Source organism: Mediterraneibacter agrestimuris, assembly GCF_943193195.1.
Classification (GTDB): Bacteria; Bacillota; Clostridia; order Lachnospirales; family Lachnospiraceae; genus Schaedlerella; species Schaedlerella agrestimuris.
Genome location: NZ_CALPDG010000009.1, coordinates 56,296 through 70,636 on the forward strand (window position 1 = coordinate 56,296; position 14,341 = coordinate 70,636).

The window sequence follows — 14,341 nt, forward strand, 5'->3', positions numbered from 1 at the left end:
GGAAAAGCAACTGTTCACTCAGGTCTGCGCATTTACTGCGCTGACCATAAGAAAACATACAGTTGCATGCAAAACAGAACTGTTACATAAAGGATAAGAGAAAAGGAGAGGAACACAATGAATTTATCAGACTCAAAGAAAAAACTGGCGCTTGCAGGAGTGCTGTGCGGACTGGTGGCAGCCGGTCTTGCCTATTTTGGAAATCCTGCAAATATGGCGTTCTGTATCGCATGCTTCATTCGAGATACAGCGGGAGCGCTTGGAATGCATCAGGCAGAAGCGGTAATGTATGCCCGTCCGGAAATTATTGGGCTGGTTCTCGGTGCATTTCTAATTTCTGCAATAACGAAGGAATACCGTTCTACGGCTGGTTCAGCCCCGATGGTCCGTTTTCTGCTGGGAATGATCATTATGATCGGTTCACTTGTATTTTTGGGCTGCCCGCTGCGTATGGTGATCCGTATGTCGGCAGGTGACTTGAATGCATGGGTAGCGTTGATTGGATTTATCCTCGGCGTGGCAACTGGTGTATTAGCTTTGAAAAAGGGATTCAGCCTTGGAAGAGCATATGTGACAAATACAGTGTCAGGTGCAGTTCTTCCGATTATTACAGTTGGGATTTTGATTCTTCTGACAGCAACAAATCTGCTGAAAGCAAGTGCGTCCGGTCCGGGAAGTATGCATGCTCCGGTAATCGCATCTCTGATTGGCGGTCTGTTGTTCGGAGCATTGGCACAGAAATCCAGAATGTGTTTCGCAGGCGGAGTTCGTGATGTGATCCTGATGAAGAATTTTGATCTGCTTACGGTTGTAGGAAGTTTGTTTATTGTTATGCTAATATATAATATGGCAACAGGAGGATTTACACTTGGATTCGACACACCGGGAGTGATTGCACATTCAGAACATCTGTGGAATATCCTTGGAATGTATGCAGTGGGATTTGCGGCAGTTCTGGCAGGCGGATGCCCGCTGCGTCAGTTGATTCTGGCGGGTCAGGGTTCGTCTGATTCCGCAGTTACTGTTCTTGGAATGTTTGTGGGTGCGGCATTGTGCCACAATCTGGGACTGGCTTCCAGCGGAACTTCAATGAATCCAGAGACAAAAGAACTGGTTGCAGGCGCAGTTACAACGAATGGTAAAATTGCACTTGTCATTTGTATCATTGCCTGTTTTGTAATTGCATTTACAAGCAAGAGAAAAGCAGCTTAGGAAGAAATAGTCTGGAGAAAAGAGGAATAGAAAATGAAAATTGTAGACGCAAGAGGACTTTCCTGTCCGGAACCATTGATGTTGACAGCAGAGGCATTGAAAAATTATACGGGACCTGTTAAAATCCTTGTAACGGAACCGCATCAGAAAATGAATGTGGAAAAACTTGCAAAGGACGGCGGCAGAAAAGCAACCTCTACAGAAGTAACAGAAGGCTTCGAGATTGTGATTGAGTAAGAGATTGTGGTAAAATTGGGATTTAATGCCGCAATAGAAAAATGAGAAAAAAAGAGCTAAAACTTGTGGTAGCGTTTCATACTACCGCAGATGCAATGGCAATGGAAAAAGCATGTAAGGAAAAGAGCGTTCCGGGGCGCCTGATTCCGGTTCCCCGTTCTGTCTCTGCGGGCTGCGGGCTGGCATGGTGCGCAGCGCTTGAGGAAAGAGGGCAGATTGTAGAGTTGATGCAAAATGCAGGGATAGAGGAAGAAGCACTTCATGAATGTATGATTTAAAAAGGGAAAGGATGATGTTGAAAAGCATTGTCCTTTTTTGATGTTTAAACCGGAAAAATAAGATTTGCAGAGAGCTTTCAAAATAGGGGATGGCTTATCTCTGTAAATCTTTTGTTCCTGTTTCCAGACATTTGAGCAATGGCGAGAGCTTCCGCAGGGAGATTGGGAGTACGGCTCCGGTGTCAAGTAACAAGGTTCTGTGTGCTGTATCGATTGAGACAATGTGCCGGATATTCACAATGTAAGAACGGTGACAGAATACAAATGAATGATCCAGCCGTTTTGCAAGCTCTTTCATCGGTTCATATCCGGTGAATTGTCCGGTACAAGTATGAAGTCTTGTCTGGTGTGTCCGGGCAAGAGATTCTATGTAAACAATATCCTGTGAATGGAAAAACCGCAGATATTGTCCAGATTTAAAAGTAATCGTATGGGGGTTATGTAATGTTTTGGTTCGGTAGCGGGTGTATGCAGTGTTCAATACGGCAGATAACGATTCTTTCAGAGAAACACACGGACTTTTAGTGATAAAATCTAAGGTTTCCAGTTGATATTTAAAAGTCTCTCCTATGCATTCTTCATGGCTTGTAATAAATACAATAAAACCCGAAGGGTCTTTCTCACGAATTTTTGCAGCTAACTGGAGACCATCTAGTTCTGCGTGCAATTCAATGTCTAAAAGATAAAGTCCGGGAATTTTTTCAGGAGTTAAAGCGTTTAAGAGCTGCACCGGAGAAGAAAAGACTCCTGCAATTTCGATATCCCAGCCTTTTAAAAGTGTTAAATTAGAAATAAGTTGTTCGATATTATGTAATTCTTCGTTTACATCATCGCATATGTAAATGTTCAGCATAATATTTCCCTTCTGTTGAAAAAATCAAATATTTTGCAGCGACTGTGAAAAGACAGATGCATTTATACTGGTATTAGACAAAATATGAGGATATCGTTTTAAAATTTCTGATACAGTATATAAACCAACTCCCCGTCCAGAGCCTTTTGTGGAAAAGCCATATTCATTGATACGGGAAAGCGGAAGGTCAGAATCGGAAAAAGAATTAGAGATAGTCCAACATGTGTTTTCATTGGTTTTGGAAAAATAGATGAAAAGTTCTTTTGCTTCTGTTTGCTGGGCTGCTTCAATTGCATTATCCAAATAAATTCCCAAAATCCGTATCAGATCCGTGGTGTTCATCGCCGCAGAGGTTATCATGTAGTCAATACGCAGCTTTAAATTAATATTTAAGGTAATAGCTGTGAGCGTCTTGTTATATAAAAGTCCTTTCAATTCCATTATTTGTATATTGGAAAGGTTGCCGATTTCCTTTTCTGAAAGATTTATGTTTTGGGACAGTGCTGCAAGGGTCTGTGAATAAAAAGTGCGGAGTCCTTTGAAATCTCCGGTGTCAATAAAACTACATGCAGTCGAAAATAAATTTTTATAATCGTGGTTCATACTTTGCACGAGTTTGTATAATTTCTCTAAATTCATAGTATAGGATTCTAATTCTTGCATATGTGCCAATTCTTGTTTGGCGGCAAATTCCTTTTCAAGAGATCTGTGAACACATAATAACAGAATAATGACAGAAAAAAACAAAAGCGAAAACAGGAGACCATTTGTAACAATAATCGCAGGAGAATATCCGAGTTTTTCTCCATAAACAATAAAATAAGCATAAAGTCCGGTATACAAGATTTCTTCAACCACTAGCGCAATACAGAAAAAACGGTAATCCTTCTGTAAAAATAAGTGAATAAAGCGGTGAAATTTCTTGCGTAAAAATCCAAATAAACCGATCAATAAAGCCAAATAAAAGATTTGAAAAAACAAGCTTTTATATCCGACAAGTGCGGAAACAGTAATGCCAAATCCATAAGCAAGTACAGTTAATACAAATTGGTTCAAAGTTACATTAAATAAATAGCCGAAGAGAGCAAGTGTGACATTGGCAAGCTTGTCTTTACTAAATAAGCTAATCAAAAAGACAGAGCATAAAAGGACGATGTAGGTGCTGGTCTGCCCAAGAGTAGAAATAAGATGATAGCATGCAAGTATGACAATATAAAGTACGATATATTGATAGTGTTTTAAAGTTTGCGGTAAAAGAGCAGTGAGTGAAACAAATAAAATTCCAACAGTCAAAAAAGGGATTAAAAGCATATAAAAATTCCTCCGGTTATATTCCTCAAAGCGTTTATGAGTGAAAATCAAGCGTTTAGGAAAAATTTACACAAAACGACAATAAGGTAGTATGCTTATTATAGTGGAAGCGGAAAGGGAATGCAAGAGTATGTATGAAAAACTCAGCAGATGCTTGGCACAGTGGTGTCAAAATCGGTGTCAGGTTAATGAAGAGGAAAGGGAGGCTGTGGAATATGGTATAAGAATTGTAATACTTACTTTTTGTAAGTTTTGGTTATTTGTATTTTTAGGCGGTATTTTGGGATATGGTAAAGAAGTTGTAGCGGCGCTTATAGTTTTCGGAAGTATCAGGAGATTTGCAGGCGGTATTCATATGAGCAGCAGCTTTAAGTGTACACTTGCTATGGGCTGCATGTTGAGCGTTTGCATATGGATGTCAAATTATCCGAAAGCCGATGAAAAAGTTCTTTTCTTTTTCTGGATAACAACGCTTGCGTTAGCGGTATATTTTGCCCCGGCAGATTTTACGGAGAACAAAGGGGCAATGGTACGGTGGAAACAAAAAGTAAAAGCAATCTGCATTATCAATATGTGGTATATTGCAGCCCTTATGATATGTAAAACATCTATGCATAATGTAATTATTGCAGCTGCTGTAATTGAAGCAATATCTTTAATACTGTATGGGGGAAAGGATGAAAGTGAAAGGACGTAAACGGGCAGGGGTGTATTTGGCAAAACTCCTGATAGTTGTTTCAAAAAAAGCAGTAAAACAACACTGGGAAAAAAGTTTTCCACCATGGATATATGAAGAAAAGATGCCGGAAAAAGTGAGGAAGTGGTGTGAAAATGAAGAGAAAAAATAAAGTGATTTAATGGATGTAGTAATCAAATTTAGAAAAGTACAGGAGGAAAATGGAGATGAAGAAGAGAAAATCTGCGGTATGTGGACTTTTAACAATGTGTATTACCATGGGATTAGGAACTTCAGTATTTGCGGGTGAACCTGAAACTAGGGCTACGTGGGATTCGTATTTTAAAGAAGATTTTATTGGATATTCAACAACCCAAGCACATGAAACACCTATGCGATGGAAAGACAATGATTCATATCATTATGTGATGAATACTTCTGGATTTAATCTATGGGTTATTTCGTATGATAGGTACTATAATAATCGAACACGGGGGTTGCGCGCTATTGTTCCGGGTGGGGAATGGTTTATTACAAATTCTGTTTTTGAAGATCATGGATATGTTAGAGATGAGTGTCGTTTAAATATTACGTCGGCTACTTCAGGAGTGAGCGGATATTTGAAAGGAAAATGGAGTCCGGACTCGATTGGATCTTATCCGGTTGCAAATTAGTGGAAATAATATGTGCGGCAATTTGATGATTGCCGCACATGTTTCATAGGAAGGAAGAAATTTATGTTTTCATTGATAAAAAAAGCAAGTTCTTTATTACTTTGCAGCAGTTTTCTGTGTGGTGTGCTGGCGGGCTGTAATGAGACTCTTGATCAGGATAAATATGCTAAAGTTGGTAAACCGGTTGAGCGACCGGAAGAACAATTACAGACAGATAAGATCTATCAGTTAGGAGAAACGGTTTCGACAATGTTTCCTGATAATCTTCGCTATAAACCTGATGGTTATCCGTATGCCAGCATGGAATATACACTTCAGGCAGCGGCTCTTTATGAACATCCGGAAGAGGCAGGGATTGATATGGGGCAGGTTCTTGTAAACGGAGAGGTTTGTTATGATTTAGAGACGGAAGTGCCATATGATCCTGATTATTCCCAGACATCATTTCTGCTTTGTGATGTTTTGATTCGGAATCCGGGGATAGGATATCCGAATATCACGGAGTTGGGAGTGGTCTGCCGTATGAATGAAGAGGGAAAGCTGGGATGGACAGGATATCCGGCATATTTTTCCATGCCAGAGGAAGCACGAGATGACTCAGACGGATACAATTATTTTTTGCCTGTTGGACAGAGCATGGAAGCTAAAGTAGGCTGGTGGATAGACATGGAGCAGTGCAAAAAAGAGAATCTCTATTTATCCTTGAACCACGGTTCGGAAGAGAGTCTTGAGGCGTATTGGGAACTGAAATTATAGGAGGGGAAGATGTTATTAAATACAGTGAGATTAGAAGTATCTAAAGCGCTGAAAAATAGATCGTTTTATACATCTCTGCTTTTGGGATGCATGATAGCATTTCTTGCATTTATTACGGATCTGGGAATTTACAGAAACAATCTTTATATATTGCAGGCAGATGCAATGAATCCGATGTATGCATCCTCCAGCCTGTTCAATCTCTGGATTGGAGGCGAACCTTTTTCACTTGGATCTACCATTTATTTTTTTGTGTTTCCTTTATTGGTTACCATCCCATACGGGTGGTCTTATTGTGAAGAAAAAAATAGCGGATATACGCGGTTAATGCTTGTTCAATGTGGAAAAAGAAATTATTTTCTGTCAAAATATATTGCTGTTTTTTTATCCGGCGCGCTTGCTATGGTGATCCCTCTGTTATGCAGTTTTCTTGTCTCGGCATTGTTTTTTCCGGCAGTTCTTCCATCGCCGATTTACTGTACAACGAATGGTATTTTTTATGATTCTTTGATGTCTGCGCTCTATTATACAGCTCCTTTGCTGTATGTATGTATTTACCTCTGTATTGATTTTATATTTGGCGGACTTATTGCGTGCATCAGTTATGTCTGTTCGTGCTTCGTGAAATATCGCGTTGTTACAGTAATCCTGCCACTGTTTTTATTACTGGGATTCCACTATGTCCGACAGTTTGTTTACGTGTCTCCGATGATACGATATAAAGAAATATCGCCGTTGTTTTTTTTGCGTCCGGTACAGGTCGTTTATAGTGCATCCTGGACGGTAATTATGATTGAAATAATAGTGTTATTTTTAGTGACGGCTTTTTTAATCTTTTTATGGGAGCGCAGGCATGAAGTTTATTAAATTTTTAAAGTTTGACATCCGACAGGGGATTTTTTATAACCTGTGCCTTATCATTTCTCCGATACTGATTGCAACAGTAATATTTATTGACTTTATTTTTAAAGCAAATCGGTATAAAGCTTTTGATATTATAAATCAATTTGTCAGCTTTGGCGATTATCTTTTTTATCTATACGGGGGAATGACAGAGTATATTCCGGATTACGGGGAAGTCTTTATGTTTCCGGTTGTCTGGAGCGTTGTATTTTTGATTGCGCCTTTTATTTTATTAAACTATCCTATAAAAGATATGGTGGGAAATGGTCAGCATATTTTGATTCGTTCGACAAAACGAACATATTGGTGGTTGTCAAAATGTTTCTGGAATATGGCGGGGACATTGTTTTACCATTTTATGATACAAATGACTGGATTGGCGCTGTGCTTAATTTTTCAGGCTGAGGTTACAAACATAATACATGTAGATTTTGTGAAAGCAGCTTTTAGGGTCCGGCCGGAAGAAATCAGAGATGTTTCTGTGTTATTGACATCCGCAGTGCTTTTGCCGGTATGTGTTTCTGTCAGCGTCAATATGCTGCAGATGACATTATCCTTGTTTATCAAACCAATATATAGCTTCTTTTCTGTTTTGCTTGTGTTTATTATATCTGCATATTTGTTATCACCAGTAGGAATTGGAAATTATGCGATGCTTCTCCGGCATGACAAGGTATTGTTATACAATGGAGTTTCCGTGGTGTATGGCTATGCTATATCCATCATTTTGCTGCTTCTATCAATGCTGGCTGGCAGTATAAGGTTTCATTATTATGATATATTGGAAAATATTTAATGGATAAAAATAAGGGATTTAAAAGCATCAGATATTCAGGAAATAGGAAAGGAATACATAGGAATATGACTCAAGTAAAAATTGAGAATGTAACAAAACGGATTCGGGGGAATACAGTTCTCGAATCAATTACAATGGAAATGCACTCAGGAAAGGTATATGGTCTTCAGGGCGTTAATGGTTCTGGAAAAACAATGTTGATGCGTATTATTGTAGGATTGATCAGAACTACAAAGGGAAGTGTGTCAATTGACGGAAAAGAATTGGGAAAAGATGTGGATTTTCCGGAAAGCATCGGATTCCTTTTAGAAAATCCTGCATTTCTCGGACGGTATTCAGGATTGGAAAATTTAAAGCTTCTGGCTGGCATTAAAAATAAAATTTCAGCAGAACAGATACAAGAGGTGCTTGAAATAGTAGGACTGGATGCGCAGGACAAGAAAAAGTATAGAAAATATTCACTTGGAATGAAACAGCGTCTTGGTATAGCAGCCGCCATTATGGAAGAACCGGACATTATTATACTGGATGAACCGACCAATGCACTTGATGAAAAGGGTGTGGCGCTTGTGAAAAAATTAATTTTGCAGCAAAAGAAAAGGGGCGCTCTTATTATAGTTTCCTGTCATGATATTGATATACTGCAGGAAATCTCAGATGAAATATTTAAACTGGAGGCGGGGAAAGTTACAGAGCATTTTTTCTTGTGAGAAATCAGTGAAGGTGAGGAATCGTAAGCGTGAAAAAGAAAAAAATAAGGATGATCATGGCTATTTTTTTTCTGATGGGAATATATATGATAAGAATATATGAAGTTAATACAGATAAAAAACTGCCAGAGCGTCAGGTATTTCAGAAAGGGGAACTTGTTCCTTATGAAAGAGATTATAATATTTCAGAAAATGATATTTGCGAAGGTTACTATGTGAAAGTATTGGATACGAAGGTTATGGAAGCAAAAGAATTCTGCGAAAAATATGATGCGGTGGACATGGGGCTGGCAACACATTATTATATGGTGAATCTCGAAGTGCAAAATAAGGGAAATGAATATGTAGGTGAACAGGGGGTTGCATTGGGACTAGCCATGCTGACAGGGACAAATTATGCGATTATTCCCTCCCCGGAGATGTTTGGGGCAGCAAATCCAGATATGCCTTCGTATTCATTTTCGCTGCAAAACGGAACAAAAAAAGAGATTTGGCTTGTTTTTTCAATCATTCCAAATAATATGCCGGATTATGAATGGATTCAAAAAGATCCCCCGATGTTACAGATAACGCAATATCCTTCTCAAAAACTCATAACACTTTAGTTACTGTTCGTACCCTACGGGTGTTCCAGTAACAGTATCCAGCCCATTTTAAGTCGCTTTCGGCGAGGGGCTGGATATAGCGCTGTCATCACTTCATTGGTCGGACACCTTGTGGCGCAGTGCAAGGCATCGTGCGAACAGTAACTTTTTCGGAGAACATATAACTGGCTCTTATACGGGTCAAACCACCACTTGAAGTGGTGGCCGCGGCTATTTAGTGTTGTTGAGTTTTCTGTACTCTCCCGGAGAAACTCCATAGTTTGTCTTGAATACTTTATAAAAATGAGTTCGATTCGTAAAACCAAGCTGCAACGCAATAGAGGAGATTGAGAGGTCGGTTTCAGTTAAAAGAGAAGCAGCTGTTTTAAGGGTAAAGGAAAGACCATAATCATACAGGCACATGCCTGTATATTTTTTTACAATAGTATTAATGTAATTACCGCTGTAACACAGCGCTTTTTCCAAGGTGCGTCTGGACATCCGGCCGTTAGTGTCTTCCATCAGGTGGCTGATACGCGAAAACAGGAGCAGGTCTGAGCTGGAGTTAAAAGTGACGTTATTTATATGATAAAATTCTTTGGTATCTAGGTATTGAAATAATTCACATACCAATGATTTTATGGCAAAGGTAGAGCCTAATTTGGGAATCAGCATTGCATGTAGTAACTGGTCAGAAAGCTGGTGCAAGTTTTCCAGATGGCTCTGGTTTTGGAATACAGGGAAGAAATCCAGATAATTTTTTCCTTTTTCTGATTGAAGGTTCTCTGCCATAAACTGAAAAATTGAATTTTCAATGGTCCGTTCTTCTTTTGGAAAATAAGCAGTTTTATGAGATTCCAGTAATTCTTTTATCATATCTGCAGACATGCCGAGAAAGAGTATTTTTGCCTTTCCGGTGAATCTTTCTACGTGGACGACATTCTGATTGATCAGGCAGCAAGATCCTGCCGGGTACAAATATTCTTTATCTTCTATTTTTTGCGTGATATTTCCTTCCAGAACAAGCAATAATTCAAAAAAACTATGCTGATGGGGAGTCCGGGCATTAAATTTGTAAAAATCTTCAACGATTGGTGTAGAATACAAAAAATGATCAAGTGGAGAAATCGTCATGATATTAAAGAAATCTTTCTCGGAAAGACCACTGCAATAACTTAAGGTAAATTGTATCGGCGCGGACATATCATAAAAGGAACTGAGGGTACTTTGGGTATGATATACTTTTAAGGTATTGTCTTTTTTGGGGGAATGGGTAGGATTATGTTTCATAAGCTCTCCTTTTACTTTGATAAATCGAAAAGTATATTCACGAATATGATACAGTTTTTGCGGCTCAACGATATCGGTGACATTGTGAAAATTGTATAAAATTGCTAAAATTTATTTATATTAAGATAAAGTATATACATTATCACGAAAAAAGTAAAGGCCATTACAAAAAAACAAAACAAAGTGAAGGAGAAAAAGAGTAAGTTTATGAATGAGAAAAAGTATTTAAAGTGGTATCAAAAGGTGGCGTATGGTTCTGGTGATATGGCAGGAAACTGCGGTTATGCACTGATTTCAAGCTTTATGATGCTTTACCTTACGAATGCTGTTGGTTTGAATAGTGCAATTATTGGTACGTTGATGATGGTGTCAAAATTGTTGGACGGTGTATCAGATATATTCTTCGGTGGTCTTATGGATAAGACGAAAAGTAAGATGGGTCAGGCGCGTCCATGGATGCTGTTTGGGCAGATTGGTGTTTCAGCGAGTTTGTTTTTGGTTTTTTGTATTCCAAGTATGAGTCTAACCATGCAATATGTTTACTTCTTTGTATTCTATACGGCATATAATGCAGTGTTTTATACTGCGAATAGTATTGCATACGCTTCATTGGCAGCAAAAATAACAAAAAACGGGCAGGAAAGAGTACAGCTTGGATCTATCAGATTCATCTTTGCAACATTTACAACATTAGTTATTTCTTACAATGTAATGGGATTGGTAGAAAAATTCGGCGGCGGGACACAGGGATGGCGTATGGTCGCACTGATTTTTGCAATTATAGGGCTTATCGTTAATACATTCTCTGTCCTGATGGTGAAAGAAGTTCCGGACGAAAATATTGATGAATCTGCTGAAAAGAAAAATGAAGCCAGAACGGACATAAGTTTCAAGGAATCTTTAAAACTATTGTTAAAAAATCCATATTATATTATCATACTTGGATTATATCTGGTAAATTATATTTATAGTGGAATTACACAGGGGGCAGGAATTTATTTTATGACCTATTACATGGGTGATCCTGCATTATTGGGAACATTTTCTTTGGTCAGCCTGATTCCGGTTATGATTATCTTGATGTTAACACCAGTGTTGGTAAAAAAAATCGGTACGATGCGGAAGATGAATTTGTATGCCCGTATAATTACTATATTGATGGGGATTGTCTTTATTGTAGCAGCAATGAATAAGAACCTGCCGCTTATGCTGGGATCCGCATTTTTAAGAAATATGGCGGGTGGTCCGCTTACCGGAACGTTAAATGCCCTGGTTGCAGAAACCAGCGATTATACATGGAGAACGCAGAAGAAGAGAATTGACGGAGTTATGTTTAGTTGTTCTTCCATTGGTGTAAAACTCGGCGGAGGTATCGGCAGCGCAATTGTCGGATGGCTTCTTGCGTTGGGAAAATTTGATGGAACTGCTGCAGTGCAGCCTGCAAGTGCGGTTAATGTGATTTTCTTTATGTATGCGGTAACACCGGTTGTGTTTGGCCTGATTATGGCAGTCCTGATCTATTTACTAAAAGTAGAAGATGCAAACAGAGCATTGGATAAAGAACATTTAGAAGGAGAAAATGCATGATTCGTAGTAACTTTAATTCTGACTGGCAGATAATAAAAGGCGGAAAAGGAGCTGATGCAGTTTCATTTATGGGAGCATCAGAGGTGAAGAAGGTACACCTTCCTTATGACGCAATGATACATGAGGAACGCACTCCTGATGTGGAGAGCGGCGCCCAGACCGGGTTTTATCCAGGAGGAGAATACATATATCAAAAGTCTGTGATGATACCGGAAGAATGGAAAGAAAAAAAAGTAATTCTGGAATTTGAAGGAATCTATCAGACTGCGATGATTTATATTAATGGCGCACTGGCAAAGCGGAATTTATATGGATATTCTGGCTTTTATGTAGAGTTAAATCCATGGCTGAATTATGGAACTGAGAATCAGATTAAAGTGATCGCAAATAACAGCACGGTTCCAAACAGCCGCTGGTACACAGGCAGCGGAATTTACCGGAATGTAAAATTAATCATCGGGGACAGGATTCATGTCCCCGTAGATGGCGTCAGGATTACGACTCTGGCAGCTGATGAAGAATCGGCAGTCGTAGAAATAGAAACAAAGATACAAAGCATCAGCAAAGTAAGAGAAAATATATCTGTACTTGTCTGTTTGGAAAAAGATGGGGAGATAATTGCCAAGGATAGACAAAAAGTGGTAATGTATCCGGAAACAAAGGAAACTGCAAGATGCAGCATCTGTGTGACGGAGCCGGAGTTGTGGGATTGTGATACTCCGAATCTGTATCAGTGTAAGGTTCAGATTGAAGATGCCGGCGGAGTTTTGGATGAAACGATAGAAACATTTGGAATTCGGACGTTGATGCTGGATTCAGTGCATGGTCTTCGCATGAATGGAAAGACGGTAAAGATGCGTGGAGCCTGCATCCATCATGACAATGGGATTCTGGGAGCGGCAACATTGGAAAAGGCAGAAGAGAGACGTTGCAGGCAGCTAAAAGAAGCAGGTTTTAACAGCATCCGGAGTTCCCACCATCCAATCAGTAAAGCAATGTTGGCGGCTTGCGACCATTATGGAATCATGGTTATGGATGAACTGAGTGATATGTGGACGCTTCATAAAAATCCTTATGATTTCGCATTACATTTTGAAGATTGTTGGGAACAGGTAGTGGAACAGATGGTGGCAACGGATTATAATCATCCGTCAGTGGTACTGTATTCCTCTGGAAATGAAATTACAGAAGCCGGTTCCGATGCAGGGGCGGCGATCAACCGAAAAATCTGCAATAAGTTTCATGAGCTGGATCACACAAGATTTACGACAATGGGTCTGAACGGTCTTATGACAGCCGGACGGCGTTTGAAGGATATTATGACCGATGTGATGGGAAAATTCGGGACACCGGAAGCGGATGGATCGGGAAACAATGACGGAAGTAATGCCTTTAACAGCTTTATGAGTATGATGGAAGGGGAACGCGGAGAATATTTTTCTACACATCCGCTGCTAACAGAAGCACTGGAGGGCTGTTCGGCATCAAGTGATATTATCGGACTGAATTATCTCACCGGAAGACATGTATTTGAACATGAGTTGCATCCGAATAAAACTGTTCTTGGAACGGAAACCTATCCGGCAGACATTGTGAGGTTATGGGGGATTGTAAAGAAATATCCGCATGTGTTAGGGGACTTTACATGGGCCGGGTACGATTATCTTGGAGAAGCAGGATGTGGAATATTTCATTACGACGGCAATGTAAACTTTTCCAGCGTATATCCGGAAAGGGCTGCTTATATCGGCGATCTGGATCTGATTGGATATCGGCGTCCGATCAGTTATCTCCGGGAAATCGTTTATGGACTTCGGAAAGAACCGTATATCGCAGTGGAGAGGGTAAACCGCTATGGCATGAAGTTTTCGAAAACACCTTGGATGCATAAAGATTCTGTATCTAGCTGGACCTGGCCAGGATTTGAGGGCAGACCGTCTGTTGTAGATATCTATGCAGATGCACAAGAAGTGGAATTATTCCTGAATGGACAGTCACTTGGAAGAAAACCGGCAGGAGAACAAAATGGATTTACCGCAACCTATGAGCTGCGTTATGAACCGGGTGAACTGACTGCAGTCAGTTATCAAGCCGGGGAAGAAATCGGAAGGTATTCATTGAATACAGCGAGTGAGAAAATACAACTCTGTGCAGAAGCTGATAAAAAAATACTTTATGCGGATGGAGAAGATCTTTCTTTTATTACTGTGAAATTGGTGGATGAGAACGGAACGGAAAACCTCTTTGCTTCTAAAAAAGTAGCAGTTTCTGTAGAAGGAGCAGGCAGGTTAGAAGCATTTGGAAGCGCTGATCCGCAATCTCTTTCCGTCTATGATGATACAGAATGGGATACTTATGACGGATACGTAATGGCTGTTATCAGGTCGGGGATGGAGACCGGAAAGATAAAAGTTATTTTCACATCAGAAGGATGCAAGGAGACATGTGTGGAAATTGAAGTTTGTAAGTAGAAA

General features: G+C 39.6%; 16 protein-coding genes. 13 read left to right on the plus strand and 3 right to left on the minus strand.

Annotated elements, in window-relative coordinates:
- Positions 1-117 precede the first annotated feature (117 nt).
- From yedE to NFS18_RS06645, 3 genes are read left to right on the plus strand one after another with little or no spacing between them, the layout of a single operon-like run.
- A complete protein-coding gene (gene yedE / locus NFS18_RS06635; protein ID WP_251389222.1) occupies positions 118-1,212 on the plus strand; it encodes a YedE family putative selenium transporter in 1,095 nt (364 codons plus the stop codon).
- A gap of 33 nt (positions 1,213-1,245) precedes the next feature.
- A complete protein-coding gene (locus NFS18_RS06640; protein ID WP_251389224.1) occupies positions 1,246-1,449 on the plus strand; it encodes a sulfurtransferase TusA family protein in 204 nt (67 codons plus the stop codon).
- A gap of 41 nt (positions 1,450-1,490) precedes the next feature.
- Positions 1,491-1,727 (plus strand): DUF3343 domain-containing protein, encoded by a 237-nt coding sequence (locus NFS18_RS06645; RefSeq protein ID WP_251389226.1) that lies wholly within the window; start codon positions 1,491-1,493, stop codon positions 1,725-1,727.
- Positions 1,728-1,821: 94 nt separating this feature from the next.
- On the opposite strand, the gene NFS18_RS06650 is transcribed toward NFS18_RS06645, so the two are convergent.
- Together NFS18_RS06650 and NFS18_RS06655 are read right to left on the minus strand one after the other, a co-directional pair.
- Positions 1,822-2,580 (minus strand): LytR/AlgR family response regulator transcription factor, encoded by a 759-nt coding sequence (locus NFS18_RS06650; RefSeq protein WP_251389227.1) that lies wholly within the window; start codon positions 2,578-2,580, stop codon positions 1,822-1,824.
- Between the two features lie 24 nt (positions 2,581-2,604).
- Positions 2,605-3,891: a sensor histidine kinase gene (locus NFS18_RS06655; protein ID WP_251389229.1), complete on the minus strand. Its 1,287-nt coding sequence runs from the start codon at positions 3,889-3,891 to the stop codon at positions 2,605-2,607.
- A 130-nt stretch (positions 3,892-4,021) separates the two neighbouring features.
- Here NFS18_RS06655 and NFS18_RS06660 point away from each other — a divergent pair, with 130 nt between their 5' ends.
- The 8 genes from NFS18_RS06660 (at position 4,022) to NFS18_RS06695 (ending at position 9,011) form a co-directional block, all read left to right on the plus strand.
- Positions 4,022-4,588 carry an accessory gene regulator ArgB-like protein gene (locus NFS18_RS06660; RefSeq protein ID WP_277613531.1) on the plus strand — a complete coding sequence of 189 codons (567 nt, stop codon included), beginning with the start codon at positions 4,022-4,024 and terminating at the stop codon, positions 4,586-4,588.
- Positions 4,569-4,739, plus strand: a complete 171-nt coding sequence (locus NFS18_RS06665; RefSeq protein ID WP_251389233.1) for a hypothetical protein — start codon at positions 4,569-4,571, stop codon at positions 4,737-4,739. Before NFS18_RS06660 ends, NFS18_RS06665 begins: the two co-directional genes overlap by 20 nt.
- Before the next feature lie 55 nt (positions 4,740-4,794).
- On the plus strand, positions 4,795-5,241 hold the full coding sequence (locus NFS18_RS06670) for a hypothetical protein (RefSeq protein ID WP_251389234.1): 447 nt from the start codon (positions 4,795-4,797) through the stop codon (positions 5,239-5,241).
- A gap of 63 nt (positions 5,242-5,304) precedes the next feature.
- On the plus strand, positions 5,305-5,997 hold the full coding sequence (locus NFS18_RS06675; RefSeq protein ID WP_251389236.1) for a DUF5027 family lipoprotein: 693 nt from the start codon (positions 5,305-5,307) through the stop codon (positions 5,995-5,997).
- A gap of 9 nt (positions 5,998-6,006) precedes the next feature.
- On the plus strand, positions 6,007-6,864 hold the full coding sequence (locus NFS18_RS06680; RefSeq protein WP_251389238.1) for a hypothetical protein: 858 nt from the start codon (positions 6,007-6,009) through the stop codon (positions 6,862-6,864).
- Positions 6,851-7,696: a hypothetical protein gene (locus NFS18_RS06685; protein WP_251389240.1), complete on the plus strand. Its 846-nt coding sequence runs from the start codon at positions 6,851-6,853 to the stop codon at positions 7,694-7,696. The genes NFS18_RS06680 and NFS18_RS06685 overlap by 14 nt, the downstream gene beginning before the upstream one ends.
- A gap of 65 nt (positions 7,697-7,761) precedes the next feature.
- Positions 7,762-8,406, plus strand: a complete 645-nt coding sequence (locus NFS18_RS06690) for an ABC transporter ATP-binding protein (RefSeq protein WP_251389242.1) — start codon at positions 7,762-7,764, stop codon at positions 8,404-8,406.
- A gap of 29 nt (positions 8,407-8,435) precedes the next feature.
- Entirely contained in the window at positions 8,436-9,011 is a 576-nt protein-coding gene (locus NFS18_RS06695; RefSeq protein WP_251389244.1) for a DUF5028 domain-containing protein, read from the plus strand.
- 210 nt (positions 9,012-9,221) lie between these two features.
- Here the strand turns inward: NFS18_RS06695 and NFS18_RS06700 are convergent, their stop codons facing one another.
- Complete coding sequence (locus NFS18_RS06700; RefSeq protein ID WP_331477565.1) at positions 9,222-10,280, minus strand: helix-turn-helix transcriptional regulator; 1,059 nt, start codon at positions 10,278-10,280, stop codon at positions 9,222-9,224.
- A 207-nt stretch (positions 10,281-10,487) separates the two neighbouring features.
- On the opposite strand from NFS18_RS06700, the gene NFS18_RS06705 reads away from it, so the two are divergent.
- Both NFS18_RS06705 and NFS18_RS06710 read left to right on the plus strand, forming a co-directional pair.
- Positions 10,488-11,867, plus strand: coding sequence for an MFS transporter (locus tag NFS18_RS06705; protein WP_251389249.1), 1,380 nt, complete (start codon positions 10,488-10,490; stop codon positions 11,865-11,867).
- On the plus strand, positions 11,864-14,338 hold the full coding sequence (locus NFS18_RS06710) for a glycoside hydrolase family 2 protein (protein ID WP_251389251.1): 2,475 nt from the start codon (positions 11,864-11,866) through the stop codon (positions 14,336-14,338). The genes NFS18_RS06705 and NFS18_RS06710 overlap by 4 nt, the downstream gene beginning before the upstream one ends.
- The last annotated feature ends 3 nt before the right edge of the window (positions 14,339-14,341 follow it).